The 18,703-nt window shown below is 34.9% G+C and carries 15 protein-coding genes; all 15 read left to right on the top strand.

Annotated features, from left to right (window positions below; all coding sequences use genetic code 11):
* The first annotated feature begins 39 nt into the window (after positions 1-39).
* The 15 genes from lpxD to CRV04_RS04190 all read left to right on the top strand — a co-directional run bounded on the left by lpxD (position 40) and on the right by CRV04_RS04190 (position 18,700).
* Positions 40-993 carry a UDP-3-O-(3-hydroxymyristoyl)glucosamine N-acyltransferase gene (gene lpxD, locus CRV04_RS04120; protein WP_128995545.1) on the top strand — a complete coding sequence of 318 codons (954 nt, stop codon included), beginning with the start codon at positions 40-42 and terminating at the stop codon, positions 991-993.
* Positions 994-1,006: 13 nt separating this feature from the next.
* Positions 1,007-3,190 carry a DNA translocase FtsK gene (locus CRV04_RS04125; protein ID WP_128995546.1) on the top strand — a complete coding sequence of 728 codons (2,184 nt, stop codon included), beginning with the start codon at positions 1,007-1,009 and terminating at the stop codon, positions 3,188-3,190.
* A 165-nt stretch (positions 3,191-3,355) separates the two neighbouring features.
* The gene (gene hpf / locus CRV04_RS04130; protein WP_128995547.1) at positions 3,356-3,898 is read left to right on the top strand and encodes a ribosome hibernation-promoting factor, HPF/YfiA family; all 543 of its coding nucleotides are present in this window, start codon (positions 3,356-3,358) and stop codon (positions 3,896-3,898) included.
* Between the two features lie 89 nt (positions 3,899-3,987).
* Positions 3,988-5,400 carry a ribosome biogenesis GTPase Der gene (der, locus tag CRV04_RS04135; protein WP_128995548.1) on the top strand — a complete coding sequence of 471 codons (1,413 nt, stop codon included), beginning with the start codon at positions 3,988-3,990 and terminating at the stop codon, positions 5,398-5,400.
* Positions 5,401-5,427: 27 nt separating this feature from the next.
* Positions 5,428-6,999 carry a SulP family inorganic anion transporter gene (locus CRV04_RS04140; protein WP_128995549.1) on the top strand — a complete coding sequence of 524 codons (1,572 nt, stop codon included), beginning with the start codon at positions 5,428-5,430 and terminating at the stop codon, positions 6,997-6,999.
* Positions 6,992-7,630: a uroporphyrinogen-III synthase gene (locus CRV04_RS04145; protein ID WP_128995550.1), complete on the top strand. Its 639-nt coding sequence runs from the start codon at positions 6,992-6,994 to the stop codon at positions 7,628-7,630. Before CRV04_RS04140 ends, CRV04_RS04145 begins: the two co-directional genes overlap by 8 nt.
* A 277-nt stretch (positions 7,631-7,907) precedes the next feature.
* The gene (purD, locus tag CRV04_RS04150; RefSeq protein ID WP_128995551.1) at positions 7,908-9,179 is read left to right on the top strand and encodes a phosphoribosylamine--glycine ligase; all 1,272 of its coding nucleotides are present in this window, start codon (positions 7,908-7,910) and stop codon (positions 9,177-9,179) included.
* A gap of 7 nt (positions 9,180-9,186) precedes the next feature.
* Entirely contained in the window at positions 9,187-9,636 is a 450-nt protein-coding gene (locus tag CRV04_RS04155) for an RDD family protein (protein WP_128995552.1), read from the top strand.
* A complete protein-coding gene (locus tag CRV04_RS04160; RefSeq protein ID WP_128995553.1) occupies positions 9,629-11,722 on the top strand; it encodes an LPS-assembly protein LptD in 2,094 nt (697 codons plus the stop codon). Before CRV04_RS04155 ends, CRV04_RS04160 begins: the two co-directional genes overlap by 8 nt.
* Before the next feature lie 2 nt (positions 11,723-11,724).
* On the top strand, positions 11,725-12,375 hold the full coding sequence (locus CRV04_RS04165) for a phosphoribosyltransferase (protein ID WP_128995554.1): 651 nt from the start codon (positions 11,725-11,727) through the stop codon (positions 12,373-12,375).
* 3 nt (positions 12,376-12,378) lie between these two features.
* Positions 12,379-14,556 carry a polyribonucleotide nucleotidyltransferase gene (locus CRV04_RS04170; protein ID WP_128995555.1) on the top strand — a complete coding sequence of 726 codons (2,178 nt, stop codon included), beginning with the start codon at positions 12,379-12,381 and terminating at the stop codon, positions 14,554-14,556.
* A gap of 77 nt (positions 14,557-14,633) precedes the next feature.
* Positions 14,634-15,002, top strand: a complete 369-nt coding sequence (locus CRV04_RS04175) for a response regulator (protein WP_128995556.1) — start codon at positions 14,634-14,636, stop codon at positions 15,000-15,002.
* A gap of 35 nt (positions 15,003-15,037) precedes the next feature.
* Positions 15,038-17,167: a chemotaxis protein CheA gene (locus tag CRV04_RS04180; protein WP_128995557.1), complete on the top strand. Its 2,130-nt coding sequence runs from the start codon at positions 15,038-15,040 to the stop codon at positions 17,165-17,167.
* A 2-nt stretch (positions 17,168-17,169) separates the two neighbouring features.
* Positions 17,170-18,018: a CheR family methyltransferase gene (locus CRV04_RS04185; protein ID WP_128995558.1), complete on the top strand. Its 849-nt coding sequence runs from the start codon at positions 17,170-17,172 to the stop codon at positions 18,016-18,018.
* 1 nt (position 18,019) lies between these two features.
* On the top strand, positions 18,020-18,700 hold the full coding sequence (locus CRV04_RS04190) for a chemotaxis protein CheD (RefSeq protein ID WP_128995559.1): 681 nt from the start codon (positions 18,020-18,022) through the stop codon (positions 18,698-18,700).
* The last annotated feature ends 3 nt before the right edge of the window (positions 18,701-18,703 follow it).

The following is an 18,703-nucleotide window of genomic DNA, read 5'->3' on the forward strand; positions in this document are numbered from 1 at the left end:
ACTGCCATATAAAGGCCATTTTTTTTATAAGGATACTCATTGACACTTCAAGAATTCATAAACTATTTAAATATTGAGTCTCAACACACTTCAGATATTGAAATCACAGGATTAAACACACTTCAAGATGCAACATCTTCTCAAATTAGCTTTTTAGAGAATAAAAAATATACTCATGAATTAGAAAAAACCAATGCAGGAGCTGTTCTTGTAACACAAGAGTTAGCACACTTGGTTCCTAAAAACTGCATTGCACTGATTACACCAGAACCGTACTTAAAACTGGCGTATGCTTCAAAACTTTTTGCACCCAATGTGGTTGAAACAGAAGGTAAAGAGCCAGAAATTGGTGAAAATACAACTATCATGCCACATGTTTATGTGGGTAAAGACAGTGTGATTGGAAAGAACTGTACGATTATGTCAGGAGCGTACATTGCTGATAATGTTCACATTGGTGATAATACACTTATTTACCCAAATGTAACCGTATACCGAGATTGCACTATTGGAAATGATTGTATCATTCATGCAGGGACTGTGATAGGTTCAGATGGGTTTGGATTTGCTCACACAAAAGAGGGTAAATATATAAAAATTTATCAAAATGGAAATGTGGTCATTGGAAATGATGTTGAGTTAGGTTCAAACACTTCTATTGACAGAGCGGCGTTTAATTCAACCATCATTGGAAATGGTGTAAGAATTGATAACTTGGTGCATATTGCACATAACTGTATTTTAAAAGATGGATGTATTCTAACAGGACAAGTAGGCTTGTCTGGTTCTACAACACTGCACGAATATGTTATTATGGGTGGACAAAGTGCCACAGCAGGGCATTTAGAAATTGCTCCATTTACAACGATTGCTGCACGAGGTGGGGTAACAAAAACCATTAGTGAGCCTAAAAAGCAGTGGGCAGGTTTCCCTTTGATGGAACATCGAGTTTGGTTGAAACTGCAAGGTCGAATTGCCAAGTTATTAAAATAGAGGATTATACAGATTGAATAAAATTATTTCATTGATCATTGCTTTTATCATTGTTTATTTAGAGTTTGCAATTTTTGCGTTGGACAAAGCCAGTGTTGGAAAAATAGGTTATGTGTTTGCTCATACTTCACACAGCTACTTAGGATACTTGGCATATATTTATCTTTTTATTTTTGTTTATGTGATTTACAAACTCAATTTTTCAAAAACGGATGGTTTAGATTTAACGCTTCGTTTGTTAACCCTTGTGACTGCTTTTGTCTCTTTGATTATTTTCCAAGCTTTGATTTTAAAAGACTCAACAGCAGGTATTATTGGAAACAGTATCGTAAAAGAGTTAAGCCCTTTTATTGGAGATGCGGGGTTATGGATTTTTATGATCATTGGTTTGGCCATTTTTTTGACGGTTTTTTTAGAACATAAAAGAGAAGAACTCAGCTCAAATTTGAAAAATCTGATTACTTATAAACCCAAAGAGAAAACAAGCGTGCAAAATGGTTTTATGAAAAAAAAAGAAGCACCAGCCAAAGAACATAAAAAAGAGAAAGTGACCGTTAAAGAAGTCGGAGACACCGCTGAAATATCAATTGAAGAGGATAATGAAGCTGATATTGAATTCAAAAAAACTGAAACAAATAGTAAAAATACGGTTGAGTTTGAAGAGGCTGAACTGGTTGATGAAACAACACTTCTGGCTAAAGAAGAGACACCTCATGCACTCATTGTAGATGAACTTGAAGAGAATAAAAAATTATTGGATGAAATTGAACTGGGTGAAGGGGAAAAACCAAAAGATTTTAAACTGCCTCCCACAGAGTTTTTTCAAGAAGCACCTAAAGAGTCAAAAACAAAAGTAAACGAAGCTTTTATTGATAATAAGATTGCTGATTTACTTGAAAAACTGATGATGTTTAAAATTGAAGGGGATGTGGTACGAACCTATACAGGACCTATTGTAACAACATTTGAGTTTAAACCAGCTCCCAATGTTAAAGTCTCTAAAATTTTAAACTTGCAAGATGACTTGGCCATGGCTTTAAAAGCGCAAACCATACGTATTCAAGCACCCATTCCTGGTAAAGATGTGGTGGGAATTGAAGTTCCTAATGATGACCCACAAGTTATCTATATCAAAGAGCTTTTAGAGAGTGAAATTTTTCAAAATGCAAAATCACCTTTAACGATGATTTTAGGAAAAGATATTGTGGGTAAACCCTTTATTACGGATCTTAAGAGATTACCTCATTTATTGATTGCAGGGACAACTGGAAGTGGAAAGTCTGTGGGGTTAAACTCAATGATTTTATCACTTTTATATAAGAATTCTCCGGATAATTTAAAACTGATTATGATTGATCCTAAGATGTTGGAATTTTCAATGTACAATGATATCCCACATCTTTTAACGCCTGTTATTACAAAACCTACTGAAGCCATAAATGCGTTATCAAACATGGTTTCTGAAATGGAGAGACGATACACGTTGATGTCTCAAACAAAAACAAAAAACATCGAAAACTATAATGAAAAAGCAAAAAAAAATGGGTATGAACCATTCCCTTATATTGTTGTGATTATTGATGAGTTGGCAGACTTGATGATGACCAGTGGTAAAGAGGTTGAGCTTTCTATTGCTAGGCTTGCACAAATGGCACGAGCAAGTGGTATTCACCTAATCGTTGCAACGCAACGACCATCTGTGGATGTTGTAACGGGTCTGATTAAAGCAAACTTACCAAGTCGTGTTTCGTATAAAGTAGGGCAAAAAGTCGATTCTAAAATCATTTTAGACTCTATGGGCGCTGAATCATTGCTTGGTCGTGGAGATATGCTTTTTACCCCTCCTGGTATGTCAGGACTCGTACGTGTACATGCTCCTTGGAGCACAGAAATTGAGATTGAAAAAGTCGTAGAGTTCTTAAAAGACCAACGCGAAGTTGAGTATGATATGCAATTTGTCAAACAAAAAGAAGAATCAGCGCTTGCTGGTGAATTTGAAGGTGATATGGGAGAGTTGGATGAACTCTATGAAGAGGCAAAACAGATTGTGATTATGGATCAAAAAAGCTCTATCAGTTACCTTCAAAGAAAGTTGCGAATTGGATACAACCGAGCTGCCACGATTGTGGAACAGCTTGAGAAAACAGGGATCCTTTCTGAAGCCAATATAAAAGGGAATCGAGAGATTCTGGTTTAATGTGAGCAAACATAAAAGCAAATCTGCTTTTATGTCGTTTTGAACTTCTTTTTTCTCAAAAAAACTAACTTATAAAAATAATAGACTAAAACCCTATAATCTGCCCATAAATTTATAATACATATGTTAGAATTAAGAATAAATATAAAGAAGAAGGAGTATGTTATGAATACAAGTATTGTAGGAAGACACATAGAACTAACAGATGCTATCAAAGATTATGTAAATAGCTCAGTAGATATTTTTAAAAAATATAATTTAGATATTATTTCAGTAAATTCAATCATCAGTAAAGAAGAGAGAAATAGTAAACCTGTATTTGTTTTTGAGTTCACGTTAAATGTAGCACATTTAGATACAATTGTTGTAAAACAAAAAGATAAAGATTTGTATTCTGCGGTTGATATTGCAGTAGACAGAGTATCTAAAGTTCTAAGAAGACATCATGATAAAATCACTGGACACAAAGCAACAAAATTGACTGAAGTTGAAGCGGTAGAAGTGGAAGATGCAATCGCAAATGAGTTGGATAAATTTGAAAACGAAATCGTGCCTGTACGATTGGTTTCTTATAAACCAATGGATATTGAAGAGGCATTAAATGACCTTAAAGGAAGTGATGCTGTATTTAAAGTATTCTATGATAAAGATGATAACATGCGAGTACTTTACAGAACAAGTACTGAAGGTAAATTTGGTCTTTACTAAGAAATCTTTTAAGATTTGGATAAAAGGTATTAGCAGTTTTGCTAATACCTTTTTTCGTTTAGGCAAAATATAAAATTGGGAAAATAAAAATGAAAAAAATAGCGTTAATTGGGCAACCAAATGTTGGTAAAAGTTCTTTGTTTAATCGAATTGCAAAAAAGAGAATTGCAATCGTCAGTGAACAATCAGGGACAACAAGAGATATTCGAAAACACAATGTAGAGATTTTCGATAAAGAAGCTTTAATGCTTGACACAGGTGGTATTGATGAGACTGATGATGCCATTTTTTCAAATGTGAAACGAAAGTCTGTTGAGACAGCCAAAGAAGCAGATATCATACTGTTTATGGTAGATGGGAAACGAATACCAGATGATAAAGATAAAGAGTTGTATTATGAGCTTCAAGCATTGGGCAAAGAGTTGGCTTTGGTTGTCAATAAAATTGATAATGATAAAGAGATGGAGAGACTGTGGTCTTTTTATGAATTTGGTATTGGTGAAGAGAATCTCTTTGGAATTTCAGTCTCTCATAATCGGGGAACAACAAAACTTTTTGATTGGATTTATGACAGACTGCCAGAGACAGTTGAACCTATTCAAGTTAAAAAAGAGAAAGAGGGTGAAGAGGACGATGAGTTTGAGTATGATGAAGAGCTTATCGAAGAAGTTATTGAAGAAGAGAGTAATGAGATTAAAGTTGCCATTATTGGAAAAGTTAATGTGGGGAAAAGCTCTATTTTAAATGCTTTAACGGGACAGGAACGTTCAGTAGTCTCTCCTATTGCAGGTACAACCATTGACCCTGTTGATGAGTCTTTTGAGTATGAAGGTAAAAATATCACTTTTGTGGACACTGCTGGTTTACGACGACGTGGAAGTATTGAAGGGATTGAGAAGTATGCTTTAATGCGTACAGAAGATATGCTTCAAAAAGCAAATATTGCACTGCTTGTTTTAGATGCCAGTAAACCTTTTGCAGATTTGGATGAAAAAATTTCAGGATTGGTCGATAAACATGGTTTGGCAACCATCATTGTTTTAAATAAATGGGATGAGAACATGGATACCTTTAAAAAGCTTGAAGAAGAGGTACGACGACGTTTTCGCTTCTTGTTTTTTGCTCCTATAATTGCAGTATCAGCAAAAACAGGACGAAGTATTGACCGGCTTAAAGATAAAATCATTGCTATTCATGAGAACTATTCACGACGTATTTCTACGTCAGTGTTGAATAAAACAATTGAAACAGCAGTGATGAGACATGCATTGCCAAGTCCAAATGGGGCTTATTTACGTATTTATTATGCAACACAATTTGGTGTGAAACCTCCAAGAATTGCATTGATTATGAATAAACCAAAACTTCTGCATTTCAGTTATAAACGATATTTGATGAACTTTTTAAGAGAGAATATCGATTTTGAAGGAACACCAATTCACTTAGTCACAAGAGGAAAAGGTGAAAGAGAAGAAGAGGAAGAGGTTGTAACACAATATTGATATAAAATCAAATAAAGGAGTGATTCGTTGAATAATATTAAAAATAATGTTCTGGGTGGAATTACAGCAGCGGTTGTGGCTTTACCATTGGCCTTGGCTTTTGGTGTTGCAAGTGGTGCTGGAGCAACGGCCGGTTTGTATGGTGCGATTATTTTAGGTTTTTTTGCTTCTTTATTTGGGGGAACCAAAACACAAATCTCTGGTCCTACGGGACCCATGACCGTAGTTATTGCTTCAGCAGTGGTGGCTTTTTCAGGTGACATTAATGCCGTCATGACCGTTGTACTTATTGCTGGAATCTTACAAATAGCCTTTGGTGTTTTAGGTATTGGTAAATGGGTTCGTTATATTCCTTATCCTGTAATCTCAGGCTTTATGAGTGGAATAGGGTGTATTATTATCTTACTTCAAATCAACCCTTTTGTCGGTGTAGAGTCTTCGGGTCCAATTTTACAAACGATTATTGACATACCTAAAACATTTCAAAATGCCAGTCTTCCTTCACTTATAATTGCAACTTTAACACTCGTGATTATGTTTTTTACACCTAAGAAAATATCTTCAATTATACCTTCAGCTTTGATTGCCTTAGTAGTGATGACATATGTGAGTGTGTTTTTCTCTTTTTCAATTCCAACTATTGGGGAAATTCCTACCACACTTCCAGAGTTTATCTTGCCTACAACTTTTGAGTTTATTAAACTCAAAGAGGTGGTTACGTTTGCAGTTACTTTGGCTCTATTAGGAACGATTGATACACTTTTAACTTCAGTGGTTGCTGATTCCATGACCAAAACAAAACATAACTCCAATAAAGAGTTAATAGGACAAGGTATTGGTAATGCTTTGTGTTCATTTGTGGGAGCTATTCCTGGAGCGGGAGCAACCATGCGAACGGTTATTAACATTAAAAGCGGCAGTGATTCGAACCTTTCAGGAATGGTTCATGCGGTTACGTTGTTAGTCATTGTGCTTTTTCTTGCCCCTCTGGCTTCACAAATTCCATTGGCTGTGTTAGCGGGTATTTTAATCAAAGTAGGATTTGATATTTTAGATTATCGTTTCTTTAAAATCATGACCAAAGTACCAAGAAAAGATTTGGTCATTATGAGTGTGGTGCTTTTATTAACGGTGTTTGTTGATTTGATTATGGCCGTAGGTGTAGGTATTACGATTGCATCCATTCTCTCTATTTATCATATTTCTAAACACACAAAGTTTCAAACGAAAAAATCCAAAGATATTATTGCTTTGGATTTAAAACAGTCAACTACAAAAGTGTTGAAAATTCATGGGTCACTCTTTTTTGCAACGTCTGAAATGTTAGAGAAGCGTATGAATAAATTGAAAAATGTTGAGAATATTATTATTGATGCCTACAGTGTTGGTTTTCTTGACCTCTCTGCAATGTTAACGCTGGAAGAGATCGTGCAACATCTTGTGCAAGAACATAAGGAGGTCTATTTGCTTTTAAATGAGGCCAATCGAAGAAAAGTACTTAAAATTGATACAAAAGGGGTTTTCTCCTCAATTCATATGTATAAAACACTGCAACAAGCAATGAATGATATTGAAAAAAGGGCAATGGTTAATGGCTAAAATTTATGCACTCAATGATCAAATCTATGATGGTGTTGAAAACATACCTCTTTTAGGTATAAATTATCTGCCCAAAAAGATTGATTTTTCAAGTTATGATGCTTTGATTTTTACATCAAAAAACGCGGCATACTCGGTGGACTCTTTTAACCAAGAGTGGAAAAGAGTACCTGCATATGTGATTGCTCCTAAAACAGCCAAAGAGGTTCAAAAACTGGGCGGAAACGTTGTTTTCACTGGTCACAGTGGGCATGGACAAGAGTTTGCAAATGAATTGTTGAAAGTCTTAACAACGCAAAGAGTTCTGTTTTTAAAAGCTAAAAAAGTGCTCTCTGATTTACCCAATATCTTAAAAGAAAATGGTATAGATATTGAGTCCATAACCGTTTATGAAACGTCGTGCAATAGACTTCTAAAAAAGTATGATATTGAAAAAGATTCCGTTATTATCTTCTCTTCCCCTTCTACAATTGAGTGTTTCTTTACGTATTTTACTTGGGATGAAAGCTATAAAGCTGTGGTCATTGGAGGAACAACAGCCAAGTATCTTCCAAAAATCGTTTCCTACACCATTGCTGAAGCTACTTCAATGGAAGAGTGTATTAAAAAAGCCAAAGAGTTATTAATCTGAGTAATTCTTTTATCTTCAAAGTCACAAACGAAAAATTTAATCTCTTATTTAATCATTATTAGATAAAATAAGTCTATATCTAAGTATAACGGGATTTCCATTGTTGAGGGTCCGATACTGTGTTTATGTGTGTAATCGTAGTCGACTGGTGTGTAACGGTTCAACTGAACTGTTCCTTAAGGTTGCCTCTTACGTGCAGTTATTGGCTTTTGTGGGCCATTTTGATGGTTAACGTCTACTTGGATATTTGGATAATAATTAAATAAGGATTTTAATAGTGAATATATTAATACTTGGTAGTGGTGGTCGAGAATACTCTATTGGATTGGCGATTTCTAAAGAAGAAACAGCGCACAATCTTTTTTTTATGCCTGGAAATGGTGCAACTTCAAACCTTGGTGAAAATATTAATATTAAAGATTATAATGAGTTGGCTCTATGGGCTAAAGAGAAGAGCATTGATTTAACCATTGTTGGACCAGAAGCTCCATTGGTTGATGGAGTCGTTGATATATTCAAAAAACATGATTTAACTATTTTTGGACCAAGTGCAGCTGCAGCACGACTTGAAGGTTCAAAAGCATATATGAAAAATATTTTAAAAAAATACAATATTCCTACTGCAGCATTTATTGAAACAACAAACAAAGATGAAGCATTTGCATTTATTGATTCAATGACAAGAACACCTATTGTAGTAAAAGCAGATGGGCTTTGTGCAGGAAAAGGTGTAATTATAGCTCAAAGTAAAGAAGAAGCAAAAGAAGCAGCTGCAGATATGTTAAGCGGGGCATCTTTTGGTGATGCTGGAAATAATGTTGTTATTGAAGAGTTTTTAGATGGATATGAACTCTCTATCTTTGCTATTTGCGATGGAGAGAATTATAAAGTTTTACCTGCAGCACAAGACCATAAGCGAATTGGTGATGGTGATACCGGACCAAACACAGGTGGAATGGGTGCCTATGCTCCAACACCATTAGTCAATGATGATATTTATAAAAAAGTAGAAGAGAGAGTGATTAAACCAACGCTCAAAGGGATGCAACAAGAGGGAGCTCCTTTTGAAGGGGTTCTTTTTATTGGGGTCATGGTGGTTGATGGTGAGCCAATCATTTTAGAGTACAACGTACGATTTGGTGATCCTGAGTGTGAAATCATTATGCCACTTTTAGCAACATCTGTGTCTGAACTTTTCTACAAAGGTGCAACCAAAGATTTGGATTCATTGAATATCGAAATTAAAAAAGAGTTTGGTGTGGGTGTTGTAATGGCGAGTGCTAATTACCCATACTCAAGCAGTGAACCCGCACAAATCATAGTTGATGAGATTGTAGATGAAGATATTTTAAACAATACTCATATCTCTTATGCAGGTGTAAGTAAAGAAGGAGACGAACTCTTTGCTACTGGTGGAAGAGTGTTAGTGTGTGTGGGATTTGGTGAAAGTATCAAACAAGCACGAGACAGAGCTTATGCATTGTGTGGACAAGTGCACTTTGCAGGTAAAAAATGTCGAACTGATATTGCATATCAAGCGTTAAAGTAAGCCTCCAATGCAATACAATAAAGAAGAGATAGAAACCAAGAATTTAGAGTTGGCCTCTTTTATTTCAAGAGCCATTGCATTTATCATTGACGATTTGTTGATCACTTTGGTTGTGGTTGTTCTTTTTTGGGAACAAGTAAATGCAACCAATGGAGAACTTCTTAATTTATTGATGATTATGAATGATAATTTGGGACAAATTCTTTTAATGAAATTTGTTTATCAAGGCTTCTTTATTTGGTATTATGGTGCAACTATTGGAAAAATTGTTGTTAAAATCAGAGTGGTTGATTATGATAATTTTGGCCGTGTAAGTTTTGGGGCAGCTTTTATTCGATCTTTCTTTAGACTTATCAGCGAAATGTTCTTTTACGTCGGATTTATGTTGGCTTTTTTTACGCAAGGAAGACAAACCCTACAAGATAAAATTGGTAAAACGTTGGTGATAAATGCTTAAAAAATTATGTTTAGTTGTATTAATTGCATGCAATATATTTGCACAGGAAGTAGAAGAAGAGAAGTATCAAATCAATGCAAAGTTTTTAGATACTAAAAATGATATTGTTACAGCAGTTGGAGATGTGGTTATTTTTTCAAAAACCCATTTTATGACAGCCAATAAAGTGATTTATGACAGAAAAAACAAAACGTTTGAACTTTTTGATGATGTGGTCATTTTAAAAGATAATATGTTGCAAGCTCAAAGTAATTATGCTTTTGTGAATATGCAAACCGATGAAATGATACAAAATCCGACACTTTTACTTGATAAAAAATCAAACCTTTGGATTAATACCAATACTTCTGAAAAAAAAGATGTAAAAATCAAACTGGAAGACTCAGTATTGTCAAGTTGTGACTGTGAAGATCCGTTTTGGAGTATGAAATTCTCAAGTGGAGATTATAATACGGAGGATAAATGGGTTAATATGTTTAACACACGTCTTTATTTAAAATCGGTGCCACTTTTTTATATTCCATACTTTGGATTTTCTGCAGATACCACAAGACGTTCTGGATTATTGATCCCTTCACTTGGATATTCTGGAGATGAAGGGGTATTCTATTCTCAACCAATTTATTATGCTCCTCGACCTGATTTTGACTTAGAAGTGGTGCCACAAATTAGAACCAATCGAGGAGAAGGAATTCATGCATATTTAAGATGGGCCGACTCTCCTTATTCAATGTTGCGATTTTCAAGTGGTATTTTTTCTGAACACAGTGACTATTATGAGCAAGAGGATTTAGAGAATAAAAAACATTTTGGTTGGAGTTTGGATTATGAAAGAAGTAAACTTTTTTCAGATGATAAGAGCCAAGATGGTTTATACATCAATGCAAAGTGGCTGAATGATGTCGAGTTTGATAATATTGCTGGTGAACGATTTGCTGAAAATTATAATAAACGAATTGAATCGAAGCTTAATTATTTTTATAAAACTTCAGAGTATTATGGTGGAATCTATGCACGACACTATAATGAAACAAATTTAGAGAGTAATGATGCTATCATGCAACAATTGCCACAAGTACAACTGCATCAATTTACAGACTCTTTTCTTTTTGATAATCTTATATATTCAAGTGATTTCAGATACACAAACTACACAAGACAAGAAGGCATACGAGCACAACAATATGATATAAATATTCCTATTTCTTACTCTTTTAATATGTTTGATGACTATATCCGTGTGACGTTCAAAGAGGAGCTTGAGTTTACAAATTTGCAATATGATAACTCGATTGCACATTTAGAAGATGGAAGTTATTTACGAAACAGACACATTTTAGAAGTGGGTACGGATTTAATCAAGCCGTATGAAAACTATCTGCATACTTTAAACTTTACCACGCAATTTTCGGTGCCAAATAGCATTAAAGAGAAAGGTGATTTATATACAATTAATAGCAATTATAATGAATTAGCACCTTTCCCTGTTACAGAAGATGATAAAACACTTACTTTTACTCTTAATCACTCTTTATATGACCGAGAGAATTTACGCCAAATCATTAATCATAAATTAAAACAAGCCATTATTTATGATGATTTTAATAGTTCAACTTTAGGTGATTTAGAAAATGAAGTCACCTTTAATTATATTTTAGGCTCTATTTATAATCGTTTGATATACAGTAATCAAGACAATGAATTGATTGAATCTTCGTCAGGTTTTAATTTTACGTATGATTGGTTCCGATTTAATGCTACGCATTATATGTCAAAAAACACCCCTCACTCAGGTAAAGAGGATTTAGAGTCCTATACACTTGCAGCAACAACAAGATTTGCCAGAGATTATGAGTTAACGTATCGATTGGATTATAATATTCAAGATGATGTTAAAAGTCGTGAGGGAATTATTTTTACTATTAATGATCAATGTTGGCAACTTAATATCAGTTTTGAAGATGAATTGGTGGCCACATCAACCACAGATGGGGATGACTCACGTCGGCAACAAGTGGTCTATTTTAACTTATTGTTAAAACCAATTGGTGGTATTCGACAATCATTTAAACCAAGCGGAAACTGATAATGAAACTGAATAAAAAGTATTTTAAAAACCGACATGATGCGATGCAGCAACTTATTGATGTGTTGCCTGCTGATACCATGAAATATGAAGAGTGGATCATCATTGCAACGTCTGCAGGAGCTGTTCCCATTGCATACGAGTTAGCAAAAAACTTAAAAGCTTCATTTGATTTTATGTTTTCCCATAAAATTGAAGCACCCAACAATGAAGAGTGTGAAGTGGCTATTGTAACAGAAAGTGAGGAGGTCGTTATTCATGAAGAGTTAGTTAAAACATTTGATATCAGTTTGGATTTTGTTTTCTCAAAAGCAAAACAAGTCTATGAGAATGAGATTTTAAAATATATATATAAATACAGAGATGGTGAACGATTGTCAGATCTTCATAATAAAAATGTATTATTGGTAGATGAGGGGTTAAACACCAGTCTTACAATGATGGCGTGTATTAAAACAGCCATTAACTTAAAGGCAAAGTCGGTTTCAGTAGCCGTTCCTATTCTTCCAACAGTGAGTGCTCCAATCATTGAATCAATCGCAGATGATTTGTACTATGTGCGAAAATTGGATCATTTTGTCAGCATAGATTTTTATTATGAAGAGTTAGAAGAGATCACCTTTGAAAAAGTACAAGAGATAACTAAAGGATAATATATGTCAACCGTATGTGAGTTTGAATTAAGTAATAAAACAGAAGTTTATGAGTTTAATAAGGTCGCAAAACAAGCCAATGGTTCTGTTTTAGCAAAATTAGGAAATGCTGTCGTATTAGCTACAGTGGTAAGTGAATTTGATAATCCAGTAGAAGAGGATTTTACTCCTTTAACGGTGCAATATTTAGAAAAAACATACGCTGCAGCAAAAGTACCGGGTGGATTTTTTAAACGTGAAGCAAAACCAAGTGAGTTTGAAACACTCACTGCGCGTGTGATTGACAGAAGTTTACGACCACTTTTCCCTAAAGGATTTGTTTATCCTACAACCATTACGGTAATGGTTTTAAGTGCAGATAAAGATGTTGATATTCAAGCCATGGCATTAAATGCAGCATCTGCAGCTTTATATACTTCTAATTTACCAGTTAAAAAATCAGTTGCAGGTGTTCGAGTAGGGCGTATTGCTGGTGAGTATGTTGTTAACCCTGATGAGACTTCAATGAGTGAATCTACTTTAGATCTTTTTGTTGCAGGAAGCAAAGAAGAGCTTTTAATGATTGAGATGAAATCAATTGCATCAGAAGAGATGGTTGAAATCGATATTGAAGCATTTACAAAAGTGCACAGAGCCAATGAGATGAGTGAAGATGAATTGGTTGAAGCCATTTCTGTGGCACAAACTGCATTAAAAGAAGCCAATGAGACCTATGAAGTTGGTTTTGAATCAGTTTCTAAAGAGATGGCTCAAGTTGAGTTGGTTCAGTTTACAATTGATGAAGCAATCATTGAATATGTCAGAGAAAACTATACTGAAAACATTAAACAAGCGATTAAAAAACTGGCAAAAAGTGAGCGAGCAACTGAGTTAAAAGATGTGGCTAAATTGATTTCAAATGATGAGCATTGCGTGAATCACTCTTTTGAATTAGCTGATGTGTATGAAGCGGTTTCAATTGTTAAAAGAGAGTTGGTACGAAGCATGATTGTTAATGAAAATGTACGTGCTGATGGAAGAGGGCTTAAGCAAGTTCGACCTATTAGTATTGAAACCAATATTTTACCTTCCGCACACTCTTCGTGTCTTTTTACGCGTGGTGAAACACAAGCACTGGTTGTAGGAACATTGGCCGATGCAAAAAGTGGGCAAATGTATGAAAAATTAACAGAAAAATCAACATTCACTGAAAATTTTATGGTGCACTACAACTTCCCAGGTTTTTCTGTGGGTGAAGCCAAACCAATGTTTGGAGTAGGAAGAAGAGAGTTGGGACATGGTAATTTAGCTAAAAAAGCATTGGAAGCGACGATTGACTCAGATTTTTCAGATACCATTCGATTGGTTTCAGAGATTTTAGAATCTAATGGATCTTCGTCTATGGCGACCGTATGCGGTGGTTCCTTGGCACTTAAAGCCGCAGGCGTTCCTGTTTCAAGTCTGGTTGCAGGTGTTGCCATGGGAATGGTCGTAGAAGATGGAAAATATGCGGTTTTAACTGATATCATGGGCTTAGAAGATCATGATGGAGACATGGATTTTAAAGTTGCTGGTTCAAAAGAGGGGATTACAGCACTTCAAATGGACATTAAACTCGGAGGTATTGAACTATCTGTTTTAAAAGAGGCACTCGAACAAGCAAAAGAGGGACGAACTCATATTTTAGCTATCATGGAAGAGGCTGCTTCAGAGATTGTGCCAAGTGAAGCGTTACCTCTTATTGAACAGTTTGCCATTGATCCAGGTAAGATCATGGCGGTTATTGGAAAAGCAGGTTCAACAATCAAAGAGATCATTGAAAAATGGGATGTATCAATTGATTTAGACCGAGACAGCGGAAATGTAAAAGTCAGTGGAGAGAGTAAAGATAACGTTTTAGGTGCGTGCGAACATATCAAAACAATTTCCAACAATGCACCCTCACGAAAAAGTTCTAAAAGTTTAGATTTTGAAAAAATATATAAACAAGATGAAGTGTATACTGGAAAAGTAGAGAGAATTACCGATTTTGGTGCATTTGTTGCACTGCCTGAAGGTGGAGAAGGATTACTTCATATCTCTAAGATTTCTAAAGAGAGAGTCAATAAAGTAAGTGATGTTTTAAACGTCGGTGACAGCGTTGAAATCAAAGTTTTAAATGTTAAAAAAGACAGAATAGAACTGGCTTCATCAAGTTTATAATTTTTATATTAAATTAATAGTTCTTTGGTTATTATATATCAAATGTTACAAATGAAAAGAGACTACAAGGGGTTTTTATGTCAAAGCTTTTGATCGTTGATGATTCAACTATGTTAAGGGACATGTTAAATTACGCGTTAAATGAAGGCGGTTACAGCGATGTGACTGAGGCAATTGATGGTAAAGATGGTTTAGAAAAGGCGAAAGCCACACAATATGATTTAATCATTACAGACGTTAATATGCCGAATATGGATGGAATCACTTTGATTGCAGAGCTTCGAAAATTACCTCAGTACGGTTCAAAACCTATTTTAGTTTTAACAACTGAAAGAAGTGATGAAATGAAAGTAAAAGGTAAAGCGGCAGGAGCTACGGGATGGATTGTTAAACCGTTTGTTCCCGATCAGTTATTAAAAGCGGTTAATATCGTATTGAGTCGTTAATATATACTATTTATTTAAATTAAAGAAGGTGCAATATGTCTAGTTTTGATATTTCTAAATATAGAGAGATGTTTTTAGAAGAAGCCGTTGAACTTTTTGAGTCTGCAAATAATGTTTTACTTGAGGCTGAGAGTAATGGGTCTTTAACTGAAGATGAAATGGGACAACTCTTTAGAGATGTTCATACTTTAAAAGGAAGTGGTGCTTCTGTTGAATTAGCACTTTTTGCTGAGTTTACTCATGATGTTGAAAACATGATGGATAAACTGAGAAACCATCAAATCGAATTCCAAGTTGAGATGGTGGATACATTAATTGATGCACTGGATGTTATGAAGGAACTTCTTGAATTAGAAGTTGCTGAAGAGTTGACTCGAGAGACTTTTACAGAGATGACCGAAGGGCTTTTATCAGATATTCGAAATTATATAAATGGTGGGGGTGCTCCTGTTGAAGAGAGTGCCACACCAGAAGTTGCTGAAGCATCAATGATGGATGAATCAGAGGAAACAGCACCTGCCTCTGCTGGTGGTTCTTTTCAATCTGAAACGTATGGATTTTTTGATGAAGCTGGAGCTTCATCTTCAACAAATGATTTTGATGGAGAAGCATACTTTGAATCTCAACCTTATGGCTTTTTCGATGAAAGCTTCTTAGAAGATGAAAACAGCAACTTTGGATTCTTTGATGAAGAGTTACAAAACTCTGCATTTGGACGAAAAGAGGCGAAACGTGTTCAACAAGAGCAAACAGATGGTTCTGGATTTTTTGATGGAGTAGGGCCAGTGGATCCAAATGCAAAAATTGAAAGACTCAATGCAACCATTAAAGAAAAAGCAGCACAACAAGCCAGTGCCCCAGCAGAAAAACCTACTGCAGGAGCACCTGCTGGAGCGGCTGCAAGAAAACGACCAGAAAGAAATGCAGACAAAAAACCAGCAGCAGCTACAACTAATAATATTCGTGTAAACCTAGATAAAATTGACTTACTGATGAACAATGTAGGAGACTTGGTTATCACAAATGCAATGTTAACGCAGTTTACAACAACCATTGAAGATACAAAAACTCGAGTTTCTGTTCTTGAAAGATTGGAACTGTTAGAACGACATATTCGAGACATGCAAGACTCTATTATGAGTATTCGAATGGTACCAATGGAGTCTATTTACTCTAAATTCCCAAAAGTTGTTCGAGATATCTCTAAAAAACTGGGTAAAAAAGTTGAATTTAAACATTTCGGTGATAATGTTGAGATTGATAAAGCTATGATTGAAGGGTTAACAGACCCATTAATGCACATTATTAGAAACTCACTTGATCACGGGCTTGAAACTCCAGATGAAAGAACAGCCAGTGGAAAAGATGAAACGGGTGCAATCATCATCAGTGCTGAACAAGCTAACGGACAAATGATTATCACCATTGAAGATAATGGTCGAGGAATCAACTCTGAAAAAGTAGCACAAAAAGCGCTTGAAAATGGACAAATCGATGACAATCAGTTTGCTTCTATGACTGAAAATGATAAAGCAATGCTTATTTTTGGTGCAGGAGTGACGACAGCTGAACAAATTACTGATATCTCAGGTCGAGGTGTTGGTATGGACGTTGTAAAAACAAACATCCAAAAACTGGGTGGTGCAATCAAACTTGATACAGAGTTAGGTCGAGGAACAACCATTACAATTGTGTTACCATTAACTCTTGCAATTCTTGATGGTCTTGATATTGCAGTAGGTGAACATAAATATATTTTACCATTGAGTTCAATTGTTGAATCACTTCAACCTACAGAAGATATGATTAAGAAAATTGGTGATGGAACACAAGATCTTCTTATGTTGCGAGAGGAATTTATTCCTGTGGTGAAAGTACATCAACTCTTTGGAATTGAACCAAAATACCATGATATTGAAGATGGTATGTTGATTGTTGTTAAATCAGGAAATATGAAAGTTGCTCTGTTTATTGATGAATTCTTACATCAACATCAAGTGGTTGTTAAACCATTGGATAAAAACTACAGAAGTGTTGAAGGAATTGGTGCTGCAACTGTACGTGGAGATGGAAGTATTGGTCTTATTTTAGATATTTTAGGAATCATTAACGCACAAAAAAAAGTGGAAAGAAGTACGATAGAGGCAGCAGCTAAGGCTTCATAACCATGGATAAAACATTAGCTTTAAATGAAAAAGTTAAGAAGTTATTATATGGTTTGACAGGAATCACACTTTCAAACAATAAAGACATAATGATTTCTAACCGGTTGTATAAATTACAACGAGATACCAAATTTGTAGGTACCATTGATGATTTATTGGATCAAATAGAAGAGGGTGAGTATATTAATGAATTTATTAACTCATTTACAACCAATAAAACACATTTTTTCAGAGAAGATTTTCATTTTATCGATTTAAAACAGAGAGTTATTCCTGAGTTTTTAGAGAAAAATGGTTCTGGAGCAGAACTTAAAATGTACTGCTCGGCCTCTTCTACAGGAGAAGAACCATATTCAATGGCCATGACTGTTAAAGAAGCAGAAGAAGAATTGAATCGAACGATTAAATCTTCCATTATTGCAACAGATATTGATACCAATGTTTTACAATATGCAGCTGATGGTATTTATCGGTTTTCAAAAAGTGCGAAAGAGTTTCCTGATTGGGTTAAACCACAAAAATATTTTAAACGACGTGTGGTTCAAAATATTGGGAATGAAGAAGTTTTAATAAAAGTAAAAGATGAATTGAAACGTATGATTTCTTTTCAAAAAATGAATTTAAATGATGCTTCATATCCCTTTAAAGATAATCAATTTGATGTTATTTTTTGCCGAAATGTGTTGATTTATTTTTCCGCAGAAGATCAAAATTTGATTTTAAAAAAGTTGTTCAGACACCTTAAAATAGGGGGTACACTCTATATTGGACACTCTGAAAATCCTCATGACTTAATACATTATGTTCAAAAAGCTGGGCAAAATACATTTGTAAAGATAAAGGAAATTTAGTTTGATTATTATTGGACATAAAGACGGTAGTATCGAAAAAGCATCAAATTCACGTTTTACTCAAAAAATCAAAGGTTATAATGCACACACTGTTATTGGTGGTGAATTTGCTGTTGGTTTGGACGATGATGAAGTCGCTTTTAAGACACTGCTTGGGTCATGTGTAGCTGTTATGTTTTATGATAAAGTCAAAAAAATTAAAGCCATGAACCATTTTTTGCTTCCAACGACTTCAAACTCTAATGAGGATATGAAGTATGGCCTTTATTCAGTTGAGGCCATGCTCAATGAGATGTATAAATTAGGTTGCAGAAAAGAGAATATGACGGCTAAAATTTCAGGTGGTGCAGATATTATGCAACTGAATATGTCGGCTATTGCTTCAATAGGTCATCGTAATGTTGAGTTTGCAAAAGATTTTTGTAAAGCAGAAGGTTTTAAGATTGTATCTGAACACACACGAGGTGAAAGAGGGCGATTGATTCTTTTAACTACTGATTTTCAAACATTTATTAAAGTAACAGAAAAATCTGATACTAACGCGAAAATCCTTGGTGAAGAGCGATTGCTTCAAAAAGAGATCACGAGAGAGCCTGTGCTTAAAGAGTATGTTGGTGGTGTTGACTTATTTGATAAAAAATCAAAAGAAGTTGAACCTCAAATGGAAATTGAACTTTTTTAAAGG

The organism is Candidatus Marinarcus aquaticus (genome assembly GCF_004116335.1).
Lineage (GTDB): Bacteria > Campylobacterota > Campylobacteria > Campylobacterales > Arcobacteraceae > Marinarcus > Marinarcus aquaticus.